Here is a 20,325-nt window from a genome sequence, read left to right as displayed (position 1 = left end):
GTGTTAGGCCTACCGCCAGCGTTCACTCTGAGCCAGGATCAAACTCTTCACTTAAAACGACATGATCCGAAGATCAAAATTTAAAGCTGCAGATGATTGATTCTGGCAACGTATCGCTTGCTTTAAAGCGATTAATAGTTGCTTGATCAAACGTCTGCAAGATGGACAATCATCCTTCCTGCAGGCGCCTTCACAAGATACCTGCGCATACTTTCAAAGATCCGGGGAAGTGGCCTCAGCGCCGTTTCCGTGTGCTGCGAAGTTTCCTCCGTAGCGAGCCGCCCATTATGCCAGACTTTTTCAGTCCGTCAACACCTTCGTTCGATCATCTCGTTCGGCGGTGGTGGGCGCCCTGTTGTCGCTGAAGCCCCTTGGTGGCGACCCCTGCGACGGGGGAGGAGAAGTATGTCCCCATTTGCATCATTTGTGAAGGGGGTGTGGCGATTTTTTTTAACGGATGTTGCATCCGTTCATCCATCGCGCTGGAAGCACGGCCTCCGGATGGATCCTGCGAAGAACAACAGTAGTCGAGCATGGCTATGCCGGGCGTCCTGCCCGGCCCCCTCCGGGCCGTCGCAAGCGACGTTGGCAACGGCTCCTGCCGTTGCCTTCGACTCTACATAAGGAAGGGCCGGCTGCGCCGGCCCTTCCCTGGTGTCAGGCAGCGACCAGGCGCACGCGGGCGAAGGTGCGCTTGCCGACCTGCAGCAGGCCTTCGAAGCCCGGCTGCAGCACCTGCTGGCCATCTTCCACGACTTCGCCGTCCACCTTCACCGCGCGCTCCTTGAGCTTGCGGTTGGCTTCGGAGTTGCTCGGGGTCAGGCCGGCCGCGGTCAGCAGTGCGGCGATACGCAGGCCTTCGGCCGGGATCGCCACGTCCTGCAGCGGCAGCTGGGTGATGTCGCCCTGCCCGGTCACCGCCGCTTCCCAGCCGGCAATGGCCTGCTCGGCCGCCGCGGCGTCGTGGAAACGGGTCGCCAGTTCACGTGCCAGGCGCAGCTTGACCACGCGCGGGTTCAGGCCGCCATTGGCCACCTGCTCGCGCAGCTGTACGGCTTCGGCCTGGCTGATGTCGAAGGACAGCAGCTCGATCCAGCGCCACATCAGGGTGTCGTCCACCTTCATGGTCTTGGTGACGATGTCGATGGCCGGTTCGCTGATACCAATGTAGTTGCCCAGCGACTTGGACATCTTGTTGACGCCGTCCAGGCCTTCCAGCAACGGCATGGTCAGCACCACCTGCGGCTTCTGGCCGTGGTGTTCCTGCAGGCCACGGCCCATCAGCAGGTTGAACTTCTGGTCGGTACCGCCGAGCTCGACGTCCGCTTCCAAGGCCACCGAGTCGTAGCCCTGCACCAGCGGGTACAGGAACTCGTGGATGGCGATGGACTGCTGGGCGGCATAGCGCTTGGCGAAGTCGTCGCGCTCGAGCATGCGCGCCACGGTGTGCTGGCCGGCCAGGCGGATCATGTCGGCGGCGCCCATCTTGCCGAACCACTCCGAGTTGAAGCGGACTTCGGTACGGTTGCGGTCCAGCACCTTGAATACCTGCTCTTCATAGGTACGGGCATTGGCCAGCACGTCGTCCTTGCTGAGCGGCTTGCGGGTCAGGCTCTTGCCGGACGGGTCGCCGATCATGCCGGTGAAGTCGCCGATCAGGAAAATGACCTGGTGGCCGAGGTCCTGGAACTGGCGCATCTTGTTCAGCAGCACCGTATGGCCCAGGTGCAGGTCGGGCGCGGTGGGGTCGAAGCCGGCCTTGATCCGCAGCGGGCGGCCTTCCTGCAGGCGCGCACGCAGATCCTCGAGCTTGAGGATCTCGTCGGCACCACGGCCGATCAGGGCAAGGGCTTCTTCAATCGAGGACACGTGACTACTCCCGGCAACGCCGATTCTTGTGTGGGGTGTTAAAGCAAAGTTAACCCGATTGGCTTCACAAAAGCCAATGGGCACAAGGGTTTGACGCGGTTTTCTCAGGTGTCTATGGTAACCGGCGATCAGGCCCGCGCTCCCGGGCTGCCAGGAAAAAACCGCCGATGCACAATTCCGAACAAGGGCGCGCACGCAAGCAGCGCTTCCAGGAACGCCTCCACGTCCTGCACGACAACGCCCTGCATCGGAAGCTCAGGCAACATCTTCCCGCCGCCTTCAATGAGCGCTGGACCCGCCGTCATTGGATGCATGCCAGCCTGTTCGCGACCATCGGCGCCCTGGTGGCGACCATCGTCCCGGGTTTCTCGCACACCATCGACGCGCCCTTCGCCGACAGCCACACCAGCCTGGCGCTGCCGTTGCCGCCGCTGACCATGGCCCGCCAGCAGCAGGTGCCCGGAGACAGCTGGCAGGTGCTGCGGGTGCAGCGCGGCCAGACCCTGAGCGACCTGTTCGACAAGGCCGGCATTCCGGCCACCACCCTGCACCGGGTACTGGACCACCCAGGTGCGCGTGAGGCGCTGACCAAGCTGCGCCCGGGTGCCGAGATCGCCTTCGACATGCCGCTGTCCGGTGACCTGCGCAGCATCCGCTTCGACCGCGATGCCGAAAACCGGGTGGAACTGAGCCTGGCCGGCGATGACATCAAGGAGAAGGTGACCAAACGCGAGACCTCCACACGCACGGTGGTCACCAGCGGCGAGATCACCAGCTCGCTGTATGCCGCGGCCAGGCGCGCCGGGCTGTCGCCGTCGGCGATCGCGACGATGACCGACGACATCTTCAAGTACGACATCGACTTCTCGAAGGACCTGCAGCCGGGCGACCGCTTCAGCGTGGTGATGGATGAAACCTGGCGCGAAGGCGAGAAGGTGGACACCAGCAAGATCCTGGCGGCGACCTTCACCACCGGTGGCAAGACCTATTCCGGCTTCCGCTTCGACCGCAACGGCAAGTCCGAGTACTACGACATCAACGGCCGTTCGCTGAAGAAGAGCTTCATACGCATGCCGATCCCGTTCGCACGGCTGAGCTCGACCTTTGGCGCGCGCAAGCACCCGGTGCTGGGCAAGATGCGCATGCACAAGGGCGTGGACTACGCCGCGCGCACCGGCACCCCGATCATGGCCGCCGGCGACGCCCGCGTGCAGTTCGCCGGGGTGCAGCGCGGCTACGGCAACGTGGTGATCCTCGACCACGGCCGCGGCCACACCACCCTGTACGGCCACATGTCGCGCTTTGCGAACATCAAGACCGGCCAGCGTGTGGCCCAGGGCACGGTGATCGGCTATGTCGGCTCGACCGGCCTGGCGACCGGTCCGCACCTGCACTACGAATTCCGCGTCAACGGCGAGCACCGTAACCCGCTGACCGTGACCATGCCGCCGCCGGAGCCGCTGAAGGGCGCCGAGCTGGTCGCCTTCCGCGCGCAGACCGCACCGGCGATGGCGCGCATCCAGGGCATGGAGAAGCTGATCTACGCCGACGCCAGCCCGGCACCGACCAGCCGCGACGAGGCCGCCCCCGAGGTTGCCAGCGCCAAGGACAAACAGGCAACCGGCCGCAAGCGCGGCTGAGCCCCTGCGTTGACGAAGAAGGACGCGGCAGCCCAAGCTTGCCGCGTCCTTTTTTTATGCCTGCCATGAACACAACTGTCGACGCTGACGCCCCCCTGTACCTTGGCCTGATGTCGGGCACCAGCGCCGATGGCATCGATGCCGCGCTGGTGCAGTTCCCCAGCGGCGCTGGCTGCCGCTTCGTGCATGGCCTGACCGCCCGCTGGGAGCCGGTGCTGCGGGCGCGGCTGGTGGCACTGGGCGAAGGGGGCCCGCTGGACTCGCTGGAGGAGCTGGGCGAACTGGACGCGCGGATCGCGATCAGCTTCGCTGAAGCCGCCAATCAACTGCTGGCCGAGGCCGGTGTGGACCGCAGCCAGGTCCGCGCGATCGGCTCGCACGGCCAGACCGTGCGCCATCGTCCGCTGGCCAACCCCGCCTTCACCGTACAGCTGGGCGACGGCAACCGCATCGCCGAACTGACCGGGATCACCACGGTGTGTGATTTCCGCCGCCGCGACGTGGCAGCCGGAGGCCATGGTGCGCCGCTGATGCCAGCCTTCCACCTCGGCATGCTGGGCACGGCTGATGAAGACCGCGCCGTGCTCAACCTGGGCGGGATCGCCAACCTGACCCTGATCCCGCGCGAAGGCGCGGTGCGTGGCTTCGATACCGGCCCGGCCAACGCGCTGATGGATGCCTGGTGCCAGCGCCACACCGGCCGCACCTTTGATGCCGACGGCGCGTATGCCGCCAGTGGCGCGGTGGACGAGAGCCTGCTGGCGGGTTGGCGTTCGGAGCCGTGGTTCGCGCTGCCGCCGCCGAAGAGCACCGGCCGCGAACAGTTCCACCTGGCCTGGGCCGAGGCCCACATGGGCGAAGGCCAGTACGCTGCCGCCGATGTGCAGGCCACCCTGCTGGAGCTGACTGTGGCGACGGTGGCCGATGCGCTGCTGGCGCAGCAGCCACAGACCCGGCGCCTGCTGGTCTGCGGCGGCGGGGTGCGCAACCGGCAGCTGATGAAGCGGCTGGCTGCACGGCTGCCGGGGGTGCAGGTGGAGTCCAGCGCGGTGCATGGGCTGGACCCGGAGTACGTGGAAGCGATGGGCTTCGCCTGGCTGGCGCAGCGGACGATGGACGGGCTGGCCGGCAACCTACCGGGCGTGACCGGGGCGACGGGGCCGCGGATCCTGGGGGCGATCCACCTGGCGTGAGGTGGTCATCCACGCATGGCGTGGATCTACCGGGAACGGCGGTCGAGCATAGCTCGACGCTACAAGGGCGTTAATCGAAGCCCTGCCCTGCGGGCAGGGCCTGCAGGGCGGCGATGGCATCGGAGAGCGCGTCCACTTCGGGATCGCCGAAGCCGGAGCGGACCTCCAGTTCACTGCTGAACAGGCCCTGCTCCAGCAAGGCGGTGCAGGTCTGTTCGTGGGTCCAGCCGCGGGCAACCGCGACACGTCGGATACGTTCCAGCAGCAGCGGGTCCAGGTCCCGCAGCACAACGTCGGCCATGCTCACTTCCCCGTTCGCAAGGCACCGCCCCCTCGGCGCGTCGGGGGCGATGATCCCGCAGACCGGGCGGGCAGGCAATCAGGCGACCGGCGGTGGCCCGCGGTCGGCGATGCGCGGCCACAGCCAGGCCAGCAGCAGCAGGGTCGGCACCACGGTGACCGAGCTGAGAATGAAGAACGTGCTGTAGGACGTGGCTTCGACGATGTAGCCGGAGACACCGCCGACGAACTTGCCGGGCAGGTTGGCCAGCGAGACCAGCAGCGCGTACTGGGTTGCGGTGAAGTTGCGGTCGGTCAGCGACGACATGAAGGCCACCAGCACGGTGCCGGCAAAGCCCTGGAACAGGTTGTCGGCACTGAGCGCGGCATAGAATGCCCACAGCTTGCCTGGGTTGTGCGCCATCAGCAGGAAGGCCAGGTTGGACAGCGCCACGCCCAGTGCGGCCACCAGCAGCATGCGGCGGAAACCGAACGCGGCCACTGCGATACCGCCCAGGAAAGCACCGCCGATTCCCATCCACACGCCGAACAGCTTGGAGACGGTGGCGATGTCGGCCTTGTCAAACCCCGAATCAAGATAGAACGGACCGGCCATCACACCAATGACCTGATCGGGGAACTTGAAGAACCCGACAAATGCGAGCAGCGCCAGCGCCAGTGCCACACCATTGCGGGTAAAGAAGCTGGAAATGGGTTGGACGAAGGCTTCGGCAATGTCGATGCGGCGCTGCATCGCGGTGGCCGGGCGCTCTGGTTCGGCACACAGCAGGGTGGTGACGATCGGCAGCAGCATCAGCGCGGCCATCGCCAGGTAGGCGACGATCCAACCTTCGAACTGAGCCAGGTACAGCGCACCAGCGCCGGCCAGAATCAGGCCGATCCGGTAACCCAGCGTATAGGTTGCGGCCAGCGCGGCCTGCGCAGACTGCGGCGCGATCTCGATGCGATAGGCATCGACCGCGGAATCCTGGGTGGCACCGGCGAAGGAGGCCACCAGTACCCACATCACCAACGGCCAGACCCCTTGCTCGGGCCGCACGAAGGCCAACGCAACCAGGGCCACCAGCACAACGACCTGCGATACCAGCAACCATGAGCGGCGGCGTCCAAGCCCGCCCAGCAACGGGAACGCATAGCGGTCCAGCAACGGTGCCCACAGGAACTTGAGCAGGTAGAAGAAGCTGGCCAGGCTGATCAGGCCGATGCTGCCCAGGTCCAGGCCGACGTCGCGCAGGCGCGTGGACAGGGTCTGCGAAGCGATCAGCAGGAACGGCAGGCCGCTACCGAAGCCAAGCATGGCCATGGTCAGCGCCGACGGGGTACCGAAGGCACGCTTGATTCCTGCCCAGCCCTTGTAGCTGACCGGCGTGGCCGCCTCGGTCACAGGTCGTAGTCCACGATGAACGGCGCGTGGTCGGAGAAGCGCTCGTCGCGGTAGATCGAGCAGCTGCGCAGGCGGTCACGCAGGCCCGGGGTGATGAACTGGTAGTCGATGCGCCAACCGACATTGTTGGCACGGGCCGCGCCACGGTTGCTCCACCAGGTGTAGTCCTCGCCGGTGGGGTTGAGCAGGCGGTAGGCATCGGCCCAGCCACGTCCGGCGGCGACATCGGTGGCCTGGCCATGGTCGGCGCACAGGGCATTGAGCCAGTCGCGCTCTTCCGGCAGGCAGCCGGAGTTCTTCTGGTTGGACTTCCAGTTCTTGATGTCCAGCGCCGAACGCACGATGTTCCAGTCGCCGCACAGCACGTAGTCGCGGCCGCTGCGCGCCCATTCCTCGAGGATCGGCCGCAGCCATTCCATCACTTCGAACTTGAAGCCCTGGCGCAGGTCGCCCGAGCTGCCCGACGGGATATAGAAGGAGACCACGCTGAGGTTGCCGTAGCGCGCCTCGATGTAGCGGCCTTCGTCGTCGAACGGGGCCCAGCCGAGCGAGGTGATCACCTGGTCCGGCTCGCGCTTGCTGTAGATCGCCACGCCGCTGTAGCCCTTCTTGGTGATGGCGTCACGGTAGAAGCAGTGGTGGCCGTCCGGGCGGAACATCGGGTCGGTCAGCTGGTCTTCCTGGGCCTTGGTCTCCTGGATGCACAGGACGTCGGCGTCCTGGGACCGGAACCAGTCGAGGAAGCCCTTGGTTGCTGCGGAGCGGATGCCATTGGCGTTGAAACTGATGATGCGAAAAGTCACAGTAACCTATTGTTCTTAAAGGAGGTCTATTTGGCTTAGTGCCTTCCGTACCAACACCAGTACCAACTATTCATGGCGCTGCGTACCAACACATTGCGTCGGCAAGCCTACTTCCGGCTGTGCCCCAATGCTACCGATCGGAGGCCACCCGGGCGACGAAGTAATCGGGCTTCCTGGCCATGCCCCACTGGAGAACGGCTGTACGCACCAGCTCCTTCGCGTCCATGGCATCCACCGGGCAGGTCCCGCTGTGGACGTAATAGTCGACCCAGCCATAGTCGTTCAGGGGCTCTACGTCACAGGACAGGTGAAGCAGGAACTCGGCATCCTCCCGTTCGGAATCCACGGGTCCTATCCCAAGCTCCTCTCGCAGCTCGTGGGCCAGGCGCTGGGCATGCGTCCTCATTGTGTCAACCACCACAATCCCATGATCCAGCAAGTCCTCTGCAATAGAGGAAGTCGAGCGCGGAGAGCGCAACACGGGAATTCTCATGAAGCCGCCTGGGCTGTGAAAGAACCTTGATCGTGCTCCGGCCCAATCGCACCGCTTGAGATTTGGCGGGCGGTGGGTAATAGACGGACGTTAAGCCAGGCGGGTGGGTAATCGACGGAGTGCATCCGCCAAGCCACCTGTTCCCAAGGCCTACCGAACCATGAGCATCGAAGACCGGCAGTGTAGGACGGGAAGTCCGTCTATTACCCACCCAAGGTAGGTGGCGCCTACCCCATCCATCCGAATGGCGGATCCTGGTCGGCCTTGGCCAGCCGGTTGCCCCGAACCTTTTCCTGCCAGGCCCGGATCAAGGCCACGTCCTCGCGCAACCTCGCCTCGTGCCTGACCACCCATTGTTCGGCGCCGGCCCGGCCCTGCGCGTAGCTGCTGCACCAGCGGAACGGTCCTCCCGGGCCGTGCCGGTGCCGGTCCAGCGAGGCAATCCAGATGCCATCGTTCACCCGTTCAGCCATGGCCACCACCCACACCCCATGGCAGGCGATCACAGTCGGGGTGTCATTCGGGTGGCTGGCCAACCTAGTCGTCCAGTAGAAGTCGGCGGGGAGCGGCATGGCCGGGAGGATACGGCAGGACGTCGCACTGACTGAGACAAAAGGCAAACAACTCAATAACGCCGACCGAACATAACTGTTATGCTCCTGATTTATAACGTTTTTTATCTGGACATTCGGACGCAGGCCGGTTCTAATCCCGCCGCACCTTGAAGCTGACCGCCACGGTCTGCGGGGCGCAGAGGAAGCAATCATGAATGCCATCCCCGTCGGTCTCGAAGCCTTGTCCCCAGACTTCATTCGTCACCACAGCCGCTTTCCTTCTTTACAACACATGCTCGACGAACACGGCCTGAGCATTGCTTCTGGCCAGGAGCAGCTAGATTCCATGGTCCGCACTAGCACCGCGTTCAATGACTGGCAAGACATGTTCCGGGAAGCAGCGAGAGTGATGGTCTCGAACAACCTGGCCGCCCGCCTTCGGTCGAACGGCTCGCGCAAGCGCTACATTCGCTGACGGGGACACCGCCGATCTACCCGGCGGTCACCTACGCTGCCAATCGGTGCTCATAGAACGGGTGCCGCTTGTCATCAAAGATCCGGTACAGCGCGGATAGGTCTGCCGGATCCGGGTTGAGCCAGGCATCCACGTGCTCGGGTTTGATGTTGATGATGGTCCGGTCGTGGCCGGCGGCGGCCACCTCGGGCTCCGGGTCATCGGTGATGGCGGCGAACGAAAGCAGATCAGGCTCCTTGCCGGCCGGATCCTTCCAGTGCGACCACAGGCACGCCACCAGCATCGGTTCACCGGTGCGCGGCGTGAACTGCACCACCTGGTTCTTGCCGTCCGGCCCCTCCACGTTCTCGTAGAAGGTATCGACCACCAGAAGGCCATGTGTGTGGCCGAAGGCCGGCGCCCAGAACTTCTCCAGACTGTCGCGGCGGGCGTTGTAGGTGCCCGGGTAGCGCTGGTCGTAGTTGGCCGGCTTCCCGACCAGGCGGCACTGGTAGCGCATTGGCCTGATCACCAGTTTGCCGCCCTCCGAGACGATCACTGGGGCATAGACGCCGGGGAAGATCCGGCTATCCCGGTCCTTGGGGTCGGTACGCTTCAGGTCGGCCAGCTTGGCCAGGGCGCGATCGATCTTGTTGCCGGCGATCCGCACATCTTCCCGGGCCTTCTTGGTCTCCTTCACCTGCAGCGCCCGCTCGGCATCGGCCAGGCGCTTGCGGTTGGCGAACAGCTCCTGCTCAAGCACCGCGGCCTCGGCCCGGTTCCACTGCTCCACCTCAGCCCACACTGCCAGCTCCTCCGGGCTGGAGCCGGCGCGGAAGGCGTCGTCCATCGCCTTCGGGGTCTTGGGCCGCTTCTTGCCCGGGTCGTGAGCATAGAGCGCGGCGAATTCCTGCAGCGACAGCGTGGCGCCGGTCATCCTGACCAGCTTCTGGTAGGCGGCGGTGATCTGGGCGGAGTAGCACATGGGCGAAGTCTGGCCGCAGCACGCCTTATGGCAGCGTGATTGCCTACATCCATTCCGGGTAGCCGGCCATATCCGCAACCAACACAGGTACGGCATAGTTCTGCCTATACAGGCCGGCTGGATCGACCTTGTAGTTGTCCCCGATATCGATGTTCACCTGGCTCAAGCGAAGCTGGCCGCCATTGAAATAGCCACCGATGAACGTAGGAGCCGCAATTGTCCCGCCGATATAGAGCTGGCTGCGCGGCACAGTGGCCCCCATTGCAGGTGAGCCTCCATAGGTTCCACCGTCGAACCATGCGTTCGGATCGTTCATTGACATGGGCGGCTGGTCGCCAGGCACCATTGGCGCCCCCAAGATACGAAGGGGCCTCATGCCACAGTGAAAGGCAATGCGCCCATCGACTTGATACACCTCCAGACCCGCATTCGGGCGAGGCGGGTCCCACAAGTCGAACACCCACCAATTGATCTGCGCAACCGGCAAATTCCACCACACGCCAATGTAGGCGTACCAGTTCCCGTTCGCCTCTTGGGCAAGGTAGCCAGCACAGCGACTACTGTCATTGCCAGCCCGGAGGAACAGCATTGGCGCCGTGAGTTGCCCAAGGTCAATGACCACGAATTTCGTTGTCTGATAGTCCGCGCCAGGGTTGAGTACGGTGAAGTTAGCGTCGGAAACCACGCCTGCGCGCCGTAGGCAGAGGTGCGCCTGTTCGTCGGTGATCTGGATTGCGCCGGCGTCGTTATAGATCTGAATACCCGCCGGCATCAGCGCACCCCCCAGCACACCCAGCCGCCGCCCAGGATCGCGTAGCGGTGCACGTTCTGACCGTCCCCACCGTCGTAGTTCCGGGTCCAACGGTCGTACATCGGCCAGTCCCAGCAGATATCGTTGCCCTCCAGCCAAATACGCGGAGCCAGTGGTATCCACGGCTCAAACCTCGATGTGCGGACGTTGAGGATCGGTTGGTTGTAGAAGTACCACCGCGTGCCAGGCAGATCTGGCCACGGCACGGTGAAGCGTCCAGAAGCGGGCGCTTGCCCCGGGGGGTACTGCGGAAGTTGACGGATGTTGTGGACCTGTCCAAACGCAGTCGACAGGTCGCAGATCAACACCCCGTTCTCATCCCATGCCTGAAAACCTGCGGGCATAGCTTGCTCCTCATGCCAGAAAAAACGGGCGACCCGGAGGTCGCCCATCCATTTCGTCAAGATCCCATTTAGACCCAAGAACCCCATTTGGACCGCAAACGCCCAGCCTCGTCATAAGCGCGCCAGTGGCCATCGCTGTACTCGGTGCGTCGGCCACCAGCACGCGCAGACACACGGAACACATCTGCGTAAACGTCGAACGACGACGACTGCCCAGTAGCTGCCAGCCCGATACCCGCCACCTTGCCGTCTGCGGTCACGTCGATACCCCAGCGAGCCGATGCCTCCAGCCCGCCCGGCCGATATGCCGGAACCTCCGTCGCGTCTGCAGGCACCTCGCAGAAAATCGGGTCGAAAACCCAGAAATACTGAGACGGGACTGCGTCGGCGATGCGCTCAATCATCATGACTACCCTTGCGGTGACTGCGCCTGCCGGGGCCACCGCCATGACGTACCCTCGCGGGTACTGGTCCACGCGCAGTGGCGTGTGCTGGCCGTTCGCGCCAATCGGGTTAACCCAAGGGGCCGACGCCGCCGTGTTCCCGATCACACCCCCCGCCGAGTCGTACCACTCAATGTAGAAGGCGGCACGACAGCGGTGCAGGTTAGCCCGGACCGCTAGCGCGTAACGCTTACCTGGGGTGACGGGCATGGGCCCGGCGCTGGTCCAGTAACGGTCGCCCACGGCCCCAGTAGCAGGCCGCATGCCGCAATAGGCAGACTGGTAGCCGAATGGTATGTAGTTGGTCCCTGCGTGATTGGCGATGGCGAAGCCACTGGGGACGGTCCAGCCCGCGGCGCTCCAGCCCGGGAACGTGCTGTTGGGAATCAGGTTCGCACCTGCGCCCAGGTTGCCGACCTTCACCTGCATGGTCTCGACAATGGATGCGTCCGCCTTACCGTCCACGCTGGCCTGCACACCCCGGATCGCCTCAGCATTCGCGGCGATGTTCTGCCCGTCCTGCTGCACCTGGGTCTTCATCTGGTTGAAGGCCGTGGCGTTGACATCTCCAACCTGCGTCTTCAGTTGTGTGAGGTCCTGCGCAGTCGCGTCCAGCTTGGTGCCCTGCTGGTTCACCGCCGTGGTGAGCCCGGCCGTTGCCGATGCGTTGGCGCTGATCAGCAGCTCGTCGGTCACGTCGTAGAACTCGATGCGATCGACAAGGACCGTTGCGTCACCAGATCCACGATTGGTGATCCACACCTGGCTCATGGCCTCGGTGCGGTCGTCCCCCACGGGATGCTCCAGCACGAACCGCTGCCAGGCACTCGTGAGGTTCGGCGTGGTCTGATCGTTGTTGCCCTCGCCGGCACTATGGCGAACCCGGCAGCGCGCGGTCAGCGTTGCATCACCAGCCATCACCTTGGCAACGATCACAGTTCGCAGCTTGCGACCACTGCGCCCCGTCTTCAGTGGAACCCAACGACCGCCGTTTGCGTAGACGAAAGGTGAAGCGGCTGCGCCGGCCTTGTGCACCATCTGGATTGCGCTGCCCTGCTGCCCACCACCATAGATCCAGGTCACATCGCCGTTCTGCTGGTTGGTGTTCCCCTTGACGAAGGGCGCCATATCACCGTCGAACATCGCATTGACGTTGAGGTTCTCGCCACGGTTAAACGACGCATTGAGGGTGCTGGACAGAACGGTGAGCTGGTCCGCCTGAGCCGTCGCCTTGTTCTCGGCGTTGGTCATGCGGGTCGTCAGGCCGGAAACGGCGGACACGTTCTGCGTCGTGACGTTGATCGCCTCCTGACCGCTCGGGCGGTACTCAGTGGCTACCAACCCACGCTGGAACTGCACGTTGTCGATCTCGATGGCGTACGCGCCGGGCTGGTCTGCGAACTGTCGCCCCACGTACACGCGAGCAAGCACAGCGTCACCGCGGGAACGAGCGGGCAGAATCAGCCGCTGCCACTGACTGGTCATGACCACTTCCGGCAAGGTCACGGTTCCCAGCACTGTTCCGCCCGAAGCGTTCATCCACTGGACGTAGATCTGGGCTTTCGTTCCCGCCGTGCCGCGCACCCAAGAGGACAAGGTGTAGTCGGTGTTCGGATCCACCTTCACGTAGTTGGAGCCAGGGCCGGCTCGGTTCAGGCCCACCCAATCCTTGGCGTTGATAGCCGTCCATTCGAGGCGCACAGCCTTGCCACCACCGGATAGCGGCGAATCGACGTAGGAGAAGGTCCCGCCCACGTCGCTACGGATACGCTCCAGGTTCCACCCGGTTGGGGCCGCGGTGGCTACCGGGGCATCTTCCATGCTGCTGTTCCACAGCAGGTTGTCGCCGCCGACGGATTGGATCTGGCCTTCCAGCTTCGTCACGCTGGTGCCCATCGTCTCCACCTTGCCCTCCACCGCGGTGGTGCGCGAGCTCAGCTGCGTGAGCGCCGCGGTGTTGGCATCGGTCTTCCCGGAAACGCCGGTCAGGTCGCTGCGAAGCGCCGTCAGCTGTCCAGCCTGCGACGTGACCGTATTGCCCAACTGCGTCACGCTGGTGCTGAGGTCCGAAATCGCTTGTGCGTTCGCGAGAAGTTCGGTCACTTCCTCCAGCGCAACGTCGTCGACCCACAACGTGCCGGCGGTGTTGTCGGCCAGGATGCTCAGCTGCAACCCGGTGATCGAAGTGCTATCCGGGATCGTGTAAACGGCGCTCAGGTACGTCCAACTGGCCTTGTCAGCCACGAAGAACGTCGCCCCGCCAATCAGCTCTCCGTTCTGATTCGCCAATCGCATCTTGCTGTTGCCGGAAGTGCCGTTGAAGTCCGGGCTGCTGCGATACCAGCAGCCATAACGGTACTTCTTGCCCGGGCTCGTCGGCATTGTGGTGCGGCCATTGGCGTACGCGGCCTTCTGCCGGATGGTCCCCGGGTCGAAGCGCACACACATGCCTCCTGCACGCCCCTCCGTCGCCGGCCAGCTCGTGCCGGTGGCACCCGGGTCGTAGGTCCAGCCAACGTCCTTGCCGGACTGCCATGAGCCATTGAGGACCATGCTGCTGCCCTGCGAAATCATCGCGGGCAATGTGGCGTTGATCGTCGTGATCGACTGCGCCAGCGCGCTCGTCGTGGTCGCGGTGGCCTCCTGCAGCGCCGTCACTGATGCCGCGGTTGCAAGCGAACCGGTGCCGACCGGCATGCGGGCTTCCATCGTGCTGATGCGCTGCACCTGCGCCGAGTCCGCAGCCACTCGGGCTTTCAGCTCCTCGTAGGCCAGGCCAGCGGTCAGCTGCAGCGGATCCGTCCCGGTGTAGTTCCCGCGCACCTGCACGGCCAGTGCGGTGCGCTGGGTGGCCTCCGCCGCGTCTGCCGTGATCCGGGCTTGGGTTTCCTCCTGCACCAACGCGACCGACGCGCCCGGCTGCGGACGCCCGACGGCGATGTAGTCGATCAGGTAGTAGTTGGCGACGGTCTGCGCCGCCCCCAGCTGCAGGCGAATCGCATCAACCGTGGCCGGCCACCAAGCAATGTCCTGCACGTCGACTGTGGCCACGCCATTCACGTCCCACGCCGGTTCCGAGATGGCCGCACGTTTCTGCGTGTTCCACGCCTGGTCGGTGGCGGTGATCCACTGCAGGAACCCGCTCCACGTCGGCGAGCCCACGCGCTTCACGCGCAGCTTCACGAAACGATATGCGCTTCCGTCCACGGCCAGCGCCACCGGCGACTGTACCCACGGCGCCGTGGCGTGGTTTGCGGGCCGCAGCCAGCCATCCACAAGCGTGGGGGCACCGTTGCCGGTCCACCCTTCGGTGGTCTGGTTGAACGGCCAGAGCTTGATGCTGTCGAACTGCGTGCCGCTGCCGGCCGCAACCTCTGACACTGCGCGCGCCAGCGATTCATCGGCGCTCTGCCGCAGTTGCTGCTCATGGCTGATCGCCGCCTCGCGCTCCAGCTTCTCATTCAGGAGCGCATCGATTCGCGCCTGGGCCTCTGCACTGACCGCCTGCAGGGCCTCGGTCACGCCCTGCTGCCGCAGCAGTGCCTCGGCGGCCAGGTCCTGTGCAGCCTGCGCCAGGCCGGCAGCGCGTGCCGCCGCCTCGTCTGCGATCGCTTGGATCCGGGCGCTGATCTCCGCCGCCAGCTTGGCCTGCTGCTCGGCCAGGTCCTTGGAGGTCGTGGGCGGAACAACACCCACCACGGTTCCGGTGCCTGTCTTGCCGCGCACGGTCGGGGTGATCTGGAACCACCACGTCTTGCCGCTGCCGTCGCTGTAGACGTACCGCGTCTCGGTGGTGCGGTGGATCTCCGTCCACGGGCCATCCTGGCTCTCGCTGCGCGAGATGACGTAGACCACGCCCTCCAGATTGACGGCGTCCCATTCGAGCACGACGCCGTCGGCCACCGGCGTGGGGGTAACCCCGTTCGCCGGCGGCACGTCCGGCGCCTTGAAGGGCACCGGAAACCACGTGGAAAAGCGCGGTGCCACCGGAGACGCGGACGGCAGCCCGCCCACGCCGATTTCCACCAGCGTGAGTTTCCTTGCTTGCATTGCTGATTACCTCGCGTTGAGTGCTTCGCGCAGCGCTGAACTGCTGGCGTTGCGTACGCCCTGGGTAGTGGTAGACACGAGTTGGCGGAGCAGCTGGTTCTGCTCGGCGAGCAGAGCGTTGCTCTGCTGTACTGCGGCAGTGGTTTGCGTCTGAGCGTCGTTGTTCACGACCAGGTCGAACACGGCCCGGCTGAAGTTATCCGGCAGCGCCTCGATGGCGTCTGCCAGCGCCCCCATGCTGGTGCCGTCCTGCTGATTGAGGTCACCAACCTTCATGCCATCGATGAGGCCAGTCACGCGGCCGTATAGGCTGCTGTAGTCCTGCCCGCTGGCGTAGAGGTTCCGGCCAAAGCCCAGGGCGGCCTGAGCGGCCGCCTGTGCAGCGCTGGTGTCGCCTCCGGATACCGCCCGCTCCAGCTCCTTCATCGCCTCGCCCAGCTTCTCCTGGTCCGTCAGCGGCGAAAGATCACTGATCGACAGGCCGTACTGCATGGCCTTCTTGTCCTTGTCGATCTGTGCCTGCAGCTTGCCCATGTTGGTGGCACGCAGCGCCTCGATCTTGGCCAGGTCCTCCGCACGGGCGCCGGACAAGCCCAGCGCCTTGGCGTAGTCATTGGCCGACTTCACCTGCTGGCGATACGTGCGCTCGATCGACAACGCCTGCGACTGGTACTGCGTCAGGTTGGCCGTCAGCAGTTGGGTGCTCACGTCGGCCATGAGGCTGGCGTAGTTGCCGAGTAGCCCGGTCACCTTCTGCACCTGGGTGGCCAAGTCCGTGCCGGCGACGCCGGCCAGGTCCTGGAAGTAGTCGACCGCCTTGTTGACCTTGTCGACTTCCAGCCCGTTGAGTGCTCGGCCCAGCTCATCGGCATTGCCCACTGCCAGCGCGATCGACGCACTGAGCGCGGTGAACACGTCCGCCGACTCGAAGTAGCCGTCGAGCTGGCCACCGAACCCCGCCGCCTTGACCGCCTCGGTATACAACCGATTGGTCATATCGGCGAGGTAAGCCTCCAGCTGCGCCTTGGCCTCGGTGGAGTCCGCCGACAACTGGAGCTTGCCCAGGTCTACTCGCACGCTGCCGAGCTTCTGGGTAAGGTCCACACCCAACTGCTTGGCCAGATCGGTCGCCGCGCCACGCACCTGCCGCGCCGCCATATCGAACGTGCGATCGATGCCCGGATCTAGTGCGCCGAACTGCGTCCACTTCTTGTCGCTGCGGAACAGGCCGCCCTTGGCCTTGATATCCGCATAGCTCTGGCCGTCGAAGCCGCCGAAGCCATAGCTGCCGGTGATGCCTTGGCCTGTGACCTTGGGCGCCTGTCGGCCGAACAGCTTGGCGTGGATGCTGGAGCCAGACAGGATCGACGCGACCTTGTCGTTGAAGCCCAGGGCACGGAACCCCTTGTCGGCCAAGCCGACAGCCCCGGCGGTGGCGATCTTGCCGGCCCAGCTCTCCCCATTGGCGATGTTCCAGCCTTGATCGAACAGCTGGGCGTTCTTCATCATGCCGGCCACGATCCAGCCGATGATCGGCACCGCCGCAGCTGCCGAGCCGGCCGCACCAGCTCCTGCACCGGCACCAGCGCCGGCGCTCCCGCCGCCGATCAGCCCCGAGAAGCTGGAACCGGTCATCCCGGCCATGCTGGTCACGTCGCCGAAGCCTGTCAGGCTTCCCGCCGCGGCACCTGCCGAACGACCGAAGCCGAACAGGCCCTGCCCCTTGGAGAGCAGGCCGGCCACCGTACTCAGGTTCTGACCTCCCGCCGCCGAGCCGTTGCCGCCGAACAACCCCATCAAGCTCTGCAGGTTCAGCCCACCGCCCTGACCGCTCATCCCGTTGAGGATCTGCGTCTGAATCGGGATCACCAGCTTCTGCTGCAGGAACTCGCGAGCGAGATCGCGCAGGCCGCGCTTGGCGGCGTCCTTCAGGTCGTCCCACAGGTTGTCGAAGTCGCGCATGCCGCCAGCAACGAAGTCGGCCATAGCATCGGCGGCATCGCCAACGCCGTACACCAGCACGTTGGCCCATGCTTCTACGTTCGCTGCAGCCTCTTCCACCCGCAGCGACAGATCGGCCGAGGCGCGAGCCGCAGCAAGCATGGACTGCTCATACGCCTCATAGGAGGCAACGCCCTTCCTCCTGGCCAGCTCCTCCTTGCTGCCTGCCGCCTCCACGGCCCTCTGCAGCTCCTGCCGCATGTCGCGCTCGTTCATCATCTGCCGGCGCGACAGCTCTCGCGCACGCCCGACCTTGCCGAGCATGGCCACCTCGGCGTCCATAGTCGCCAGCAGCGATTCTGGACTGGCCAGGGCCTTCTTGATCTCAGCGCTGGACTGCTCCAACGCCTTCTGCGACTCCAGCACGAGCGTGTTGTACGCGGCACGCTCGATGCGCCCTTCCTTGAGCGCTTCCTTCAGCTTGTCCTCGAGCTGCTTCTGGCGCTCGGTGGCCTCAGCCAGCGGGCCAGCCATGGTCGCGGCAGCCATCGCCGCCTGCTCGCCGTAGCGCTTGATTGCCTCCGCGTCGGCTTTGCGGTCCTTCGCTCCCGCACGCTCTGCGGCCGACGAAGCCTTGCGCGATTCGGTGAAGTTCTTCTGCGCCGCGGCCAGCTCGGTCTGCAGCCGGATGTACTGGGCGCCCTGTTCAAGGTACTGCTTGACCTTCGGGTCGTCGCGCTTGGAGAAGTCGACGCCGCTGGCTTGGGCCTCCTTGAACCAGTCGCCCACGTCCAGCTTTGCCACCTCTGCCGCGCTCTTGCCGACGCGCGCCAGCTGGCCAGGCAGCGACTGCATCGCCGACGCGATCCGCTTCCCAGCAGCGCCGGCCGAGTCGCCCAGGACATTGAACGAGCCCGACAGCGCGTCGGTGGCACCCTTCGCCTGAGTGCTGCTGCCAGTGAACGCATCCAAGATCGCCCGCTTGCGATCGACCTCTCGACCAGCAGTCGCAGCGGCGGCGGTCTCTTCCGTGAGGCTCTTGGCCACCGTAGCGGCAGCGGGCGAGCCAGCAATCATCGCCCGCCATGCTGCCTCCAATCCGCTGGAGAATTCATCGGCGCCAATCTTTCCAGCCTTGAAGGCAGCATCGAGCCGTTGGGTTTCTTGAATGAACTCGGATGCCTGGCTCGCTGTAGCGAAGTTCGTCGCCGCCGCCACCATCTCAGTGATCGAACCTGTGATGGTCCGATAGTTCTCATCGATCTCCTTCTGCAGGCGCAGAATTTCACCGGCCTGCATCTGGGCGTTGAGGGTCTTGAACTTCTCGATGGCGGTGTCAGCTGCACCACCGAAGTCGACCAGGGCAGCTGATGCGACCTTGGTGTTGTCCCGGAAGATCAACCAGCCGGCTGCAGCGGTAGCCAGCATCGTGACAATGCCTGCCGGACCGCCCAGCATGGCGAGAGTCGAGGACCCAGCACGCGCCAGCCATCCGGCATTGGCAGCTGCAGCCTGCGTTTGCGCCTGAGCCAGCAGCAGTGTCGCCTGGCGGTGCTCCAGAGTCGCTGCGGCGGCCTTGCTGCTCACCGATACGCTACCTCCGATTGCAGCCGAGCGGCGTACCTCCGCTTCAGCATCGAGCATCGCGGCGCGAGTCCGTAGCTCGAGCTGCTGTGCAGCAGCCAAATTCTGCGCCGCTGCAGCCCGATCAGCCGCCACTCCTGCGTTGGCAGCAGCGACCCTCGCCAGGAGGGCTTTCAGCAGAGGACCGGAAGCGACTGCAGCTCCAGCGACCGCCACCGCCTCCAGGTTGCTGCCGAGGGCGCCGATGCCAGCTGCAAGCAACTTGGATGCGCCGGTCGCCTCGTCGGCACGGCCGATCATGACCTGAAGGTTGTTGTTGAACAGCGTCATTGCCTGCCCAACGGTAGAATCCATCTTGCCGAATGCGTCGTCCACCGCCCCCGCCTGGCTCTGCAGGGCGTTGATCACTTGTTCCGACGACAGCTTGCCCGCGGCACCCAGTTCACGCAGCTTCCCGATTGGAACGTTCAGACCCTTGGCGATGGCCTGGGCCAGGGCCGGCGCTTGCTCAAGTACCGAGTTCAGCTCTTCACCACGAAGGGTGCCCGAGGCAAACGCCTGCCCCAGCTGCACAAGCGCAGCATCTGCGCCAGCGGCGGACGTGCCGCTGATCACCATCGTCTTGCTGATCGTCTCGACAACGCGTGCCAGATCACGACCAGACAGACCGAGCGCCTCCTGATTCATGGCGATGCGCTGGTACAGCTCCGCGGTGGCGCCCAGAGGCTGTCGCGCAGCACCGGCTATCCGGATCACGTCAGCCTGCGCCGCGGCAAACTGCGCCTGCCCCTGAGTGACCAGGCGCAACCGGTTGTTGAGGTTCGTCCATTCGTCGGCCTTGCCAACTGCGGCTTTGACGGCCACCAGGGCAGAGGTAAGGCCCACAGCTTCGAACGCAACGCGACGGAATCCTGCCGCAACCTCATCGGCTCCGCGCCTGGCCGCGTCCGACATGGACGATTGAATAGCTGCCATATCGCGCTGAACAACGCGCGCGGCCTTTCCGCTGTCGCGCTCGAACGAGCCCGACTTCAGCAGCAGGTCAACGGTAAGGGTGTAAAGGCTCATCGCGCTTCCAAAAAAAAAGCCCGCACATGGCGGGCTTTGAGGCTTATGGAGGGGAGTTTCAGCGGATCGGGATCTCCGATCCGTTGATGGTCAAAGCTGTCACGATCCCCATTGCGTTGGTGATGCAGGACGCAGAAGCAGGCTTCGCGGAACCATCGGTTGTAGGGAGAAGCAGGCCCGATCCTAATGGCCAGGCGAAGTAGTGCTCGCCCGCCGATCCCATGTCTTTCACAAAGGGGACCTTGGCGCTTCTCGGGTCCGCTGATGCAGCCTGGATCGCACTCATGCAGTTCAGCAGGGCCTGTTTCGCACCGTCGTCCTTTGCGGTCGTGCAGCCCACCACCGTCGATAGCAGCAGTGCCAACGCGAACCTGATTGCATGTTTCATAGAACCTCCCGAATTTTGTCG

General features: G+C 64.7%; 15 protein-coding genes. 3 read left to right on the top strand and 12 right to left on the bottom strand.

Features of this window, described 5'->3' with window-relative positions; translation table 11 throughout:
• Positions 1 to 657: 657 nt before the first annotated feature.
• Positions 658 to 1,869 (bottom strand): tyrosine--tRNA ligase, encoded by a 1,212-nt coding sequence (gene tyrS, locus AC5O77_RS09455; RefSeq protein ID WP_134951770.1) that lies wholly within the window; start codon positions 1,867 to 1,869, stop codon positions 658 to 660.
• Positions 1,870 to 2,036: 167 nt separating this feature from the next.
• Here tyrS and AC5O77_RS09450 point away from each other — a divergent pair, with 167 nt between their 5' ends.
• Together AC5O77_RS09450 and AC5O77_RS09445 are read left to right on the top strand one after the other, a co-directional pair.
• Entirely contained in the window at positions 2,037 to 3,509 is a 1,473-nt protein-coding gene (locus AC5O77_RS09450) for a M23 family metallopeptidase (RefSeq protein WP_478058377.1), read from the top strand.
• A 65-nt stretch (positions 3,510 to 3,574) separates the two neighbouring features.
• The gene (locus AC5O77_RS09445) at positions 3,575 to 4,702 is read left to right on the top strand and encodes an anhydro-N-acetylmuramic acid kinase (protein ID WP_180838592.1); all 1,128 of its coding nucleotides are present in this window, start codon (positions 3,575 to 3,577) and stop codon (positions 4,700 to 4,702) included.
• Positions 4,703 to 4,772: 70 nt separating this feature from the next.
• Here the strand turns inward: AC5O77_RS09445 and AC5O77_RS09440 are convergent, their stop codons facing one another.
• The 5 genes from AC5O77_RS09440 to AC5O77_RS09420 form a co-directional block, all read right to left on the bottom strand.
• A complete protein-coding gene (locus tag AC5O77_RS09440; RefSeq protein ID WP_088023589.1) occupies positions 4,773 to 5,003 on the bottom strand; it encodes a hypothetical protein in 231 nt (76 codons plus the stop codon).
• Positions 5,004 to 5,081: 78 nt separating this feature from the next.
• Positions 5,082 to 6,386, bottom strand: coding sequence for an AmpG family muropeptide MFS transporter (locus AC5O77_RS09435; protein WP_478058376.1), 1,305 nt, complete (start codon positions 6,384 to 6,386; stop codon positions 5,082 to 5,084).
• Positions 6,383 to 7,189: an exodeoxyribonuclease III gene (locus AC5O77_RS09430; protein WP_189720461.1), complete on the bottom strand. Its 807-nt coding sequence runs from the start codon at positions 7,187 to 7,189 to the stop codon at positions 6,383 to 6,385. Before AC5O77_RS09430 ends, AC5O77_RS09435 begins: the two co-directional genes overlap by 4 nt.
• A 130-nt stretch (positions 7,190 to 7,319) precedes the next feature.
• Positions 7,320 to 7,682, bottom strand: a complete 363-nt coding sequence (locus AC5O77_RS09425; protein WP_494506729.1) for a hypothetical protein — start codon at positions 7,680 to 7,682, stop codon at positions 7,320 to 7,322.
• 227 nt (positions 7,683 to 7,909) lie between these two features.
• A complete protein-coding gene (locus AC5O77_RS09420; RefSeq protein WP_494506728.1) occupies positions 7,910 to 8,254 on the bottom strand; it encodes a hypothetical protein in 345 nt (114 codons plus the stop codon).
• Positions 8,255 to 8,447: 193 nt separating this feature from the next.
• On the opposite strand from AC5O77_RS09420, the gene AC5O77_RS09415 reads away from it, so the two are divergent.
• Positions 8,448 to 8,711 carry a hypothetical protein gene (locus AC5O77_RS09415; RefSeq protein WP_248853820.1) on the top strand — a complete coding sequence of 88 codons (264 nt, stop codon included), beginning with the start codon at positions 8,448 to 8,450 and terminating at the stop codon, positions 8,709 to 8,711.
• Positions 8,712 to 8,742: 31 nt separating this feature from the next.
• Here the strand turns inward: AC5O77_RS09415 and AC5O77_RS09410 are convergent, their stop codons facing one another.
• Genes AC5O77_RS09410 through AC5O77_RS09385 form a run of 6 tightly spaced genes read right to left on the bottom strand, consistent with a single transcriptional unit; the run spans position 8,743 to position 20,304 of the window.
• A complete protein-coding gene (locus AC5O77_RS09410; protein ID WP_494506727.1) occupies positions 8,743 to 9,675 on the bottom strand; it encodes an SOS response-associated peptidase family protein in 933 nt (310 codons plus the stop codon).
• A 43-nt stretch (positions 9,676 to 9,718) separates the two neighbouring features.
• Positions 9,719 to 10,447: a hypothetical protein gene (locus AC5O77_RS09405; RefSeq protein ID WP_494506726.1), complete on the bottom strand. Its 729-nt coding sequence runs from the start codon at positions 10,445 to 10,447 to the stop codon at positions 9,719 to 9,721.
• Positions 10,447 to 10,878, bottom strand: coding sequence for a hypothetical protein (locus AC5O77_RS09400; protein ID WP_494506725.1), 432 nt, complete (start codon positions 10,876 to 10,878; stop codon positions 10,447 to 10,449). Before AC5O77_RS09400 ends, AC5O77_RS09405 begins: the two co-directional genes overlap by 1 nt.
• A 20-nt stretch (positions 10,879 to 10,898) precedes the next feature.
• Positions 10,899 to 15,299, bottom strand: coding sequence for a hypothetical protein (locus tag AC5O77_RS09395; protein WP_494506724.1), 4,401 nt, complete (start codon positions 15,297 to 15,299; stop codon positions 10,899 to 10,901).
• A gap of 30 nt (positions 15,300 to 15,329) precedes the next feature.
• The gene (locus AC5O77_RS09390) at positions 15,330 to 19,916 is read right to left on the bottom strand and encodes a tape measure protein (RefSeq protein ID WP_494506723.1); all 4,587 of its coding nucleotides are present in this window, start codon (positions 19,914 to 19,916) and stop codon (positions 15,330 to 15,332) included.
• Between the two features lie 58 nt (positions 19,917 to 19,974).
• Positions 19,975 to 20,304 (bottom strand): hypothetical protein, encoded by a 330-nt coding sequence (locus AC5O77_RS09385; RefSeq protein WP_494506722.1) that lies wholly within the window; start codon positions 20,302 to 20,304, stop codon positions 19,975 to 19,977.
• Between the last annotated feature and the right edge of the window lie 21 nt (positions 20,305 to 20,325).

The organism is Stenotrophomonas sp. INTA L402-1, assembly GCF_059295135.1.
This window is presented reverse-complemented; position numbering and strand designations above follow the sequence as displayed.

Bases quoted from the DNA above. Each gene is read 5' to 3' on its own strand.
- AC5O77_RS09450 (WP_478058377.1), top strand. From the start codon at position 2,037: ATGCACAATTCCGAACAAGGGCGCGCACGCAAGCAGCGCTTCCAGGAA.
- AC5O77_RS09445 (WP_180838592.1), top strand. From the start codon at position 3,575: ATGAACACAACTGTCGACGCTGACGCCCCCCTGTACCTTGGCCTGATG.
- AC5O77_RS09440 (WP_088023589.1), bottom strand. From the start codon at position 5,003: ATGGCCGACGTTGTGCTGCGGGACCTGGACCCGCTGCTGCTGGAACGT.
- AC5O77_RS09425 (WP_494506729.1), bottom strand. From the start codon at position 7,682: ATGAGAATTCCCGTGTTGCGCTCTCCGCGCTCGACTTCCTCTATTGCA.
- AC5O77_RS09420 (WP_494506728.1), bottom strand. From the start codon at position 8,254: ATGCCGCTCCCCGCCGACTTCTACTGGACGACTAGGTTGGCCAGCCAC.
- AC5O77_RS09415 (WP_248853820.1), top strand. From the start codon at position 8,448: ATGAATGCCATCCCCGTCGGTCTCGAAGCCTTGTCCCCAGACTTCATT.
- AC5O77_RS09410 (WP_494506727.1), bottom strand. From the start codon at position 9,675: ATGTGCTACTCCGCCCAGATCACCGCCGCCTACCAGAAGCTGGTCAGG.
- AC5O77_RS09405 (WP_494506726.1), bottom strand. From the start codon at position 10,447: ATGCCGGCGGGTATTCAGATCTATAACGACGCCGGCGCAATCCAGATC.
- AC5O77_RS09400 (WP_494506725.1), bottom strand. From the start codon at position 10,878: ATGGGCGACCTCCGGGTCGCCCGTTTTTTCTGGCATGAGGAGCAAGCT.
- AC5O77_RS09390 (WP_494506723.1), bottom strand. From the start codon at position 19,916: ATGAGCCTTTACACCCTTACCGTTGACCTGCTGCTGAAGTCGGGCTCG.
- AC5O77_RS09385 (WP_494506722.1), bottom strand. From the start codon at position 20,304: ATGAAACATGCAATCAGGTTCGCGTTGGCACTGCTGCTATCGACGGTG.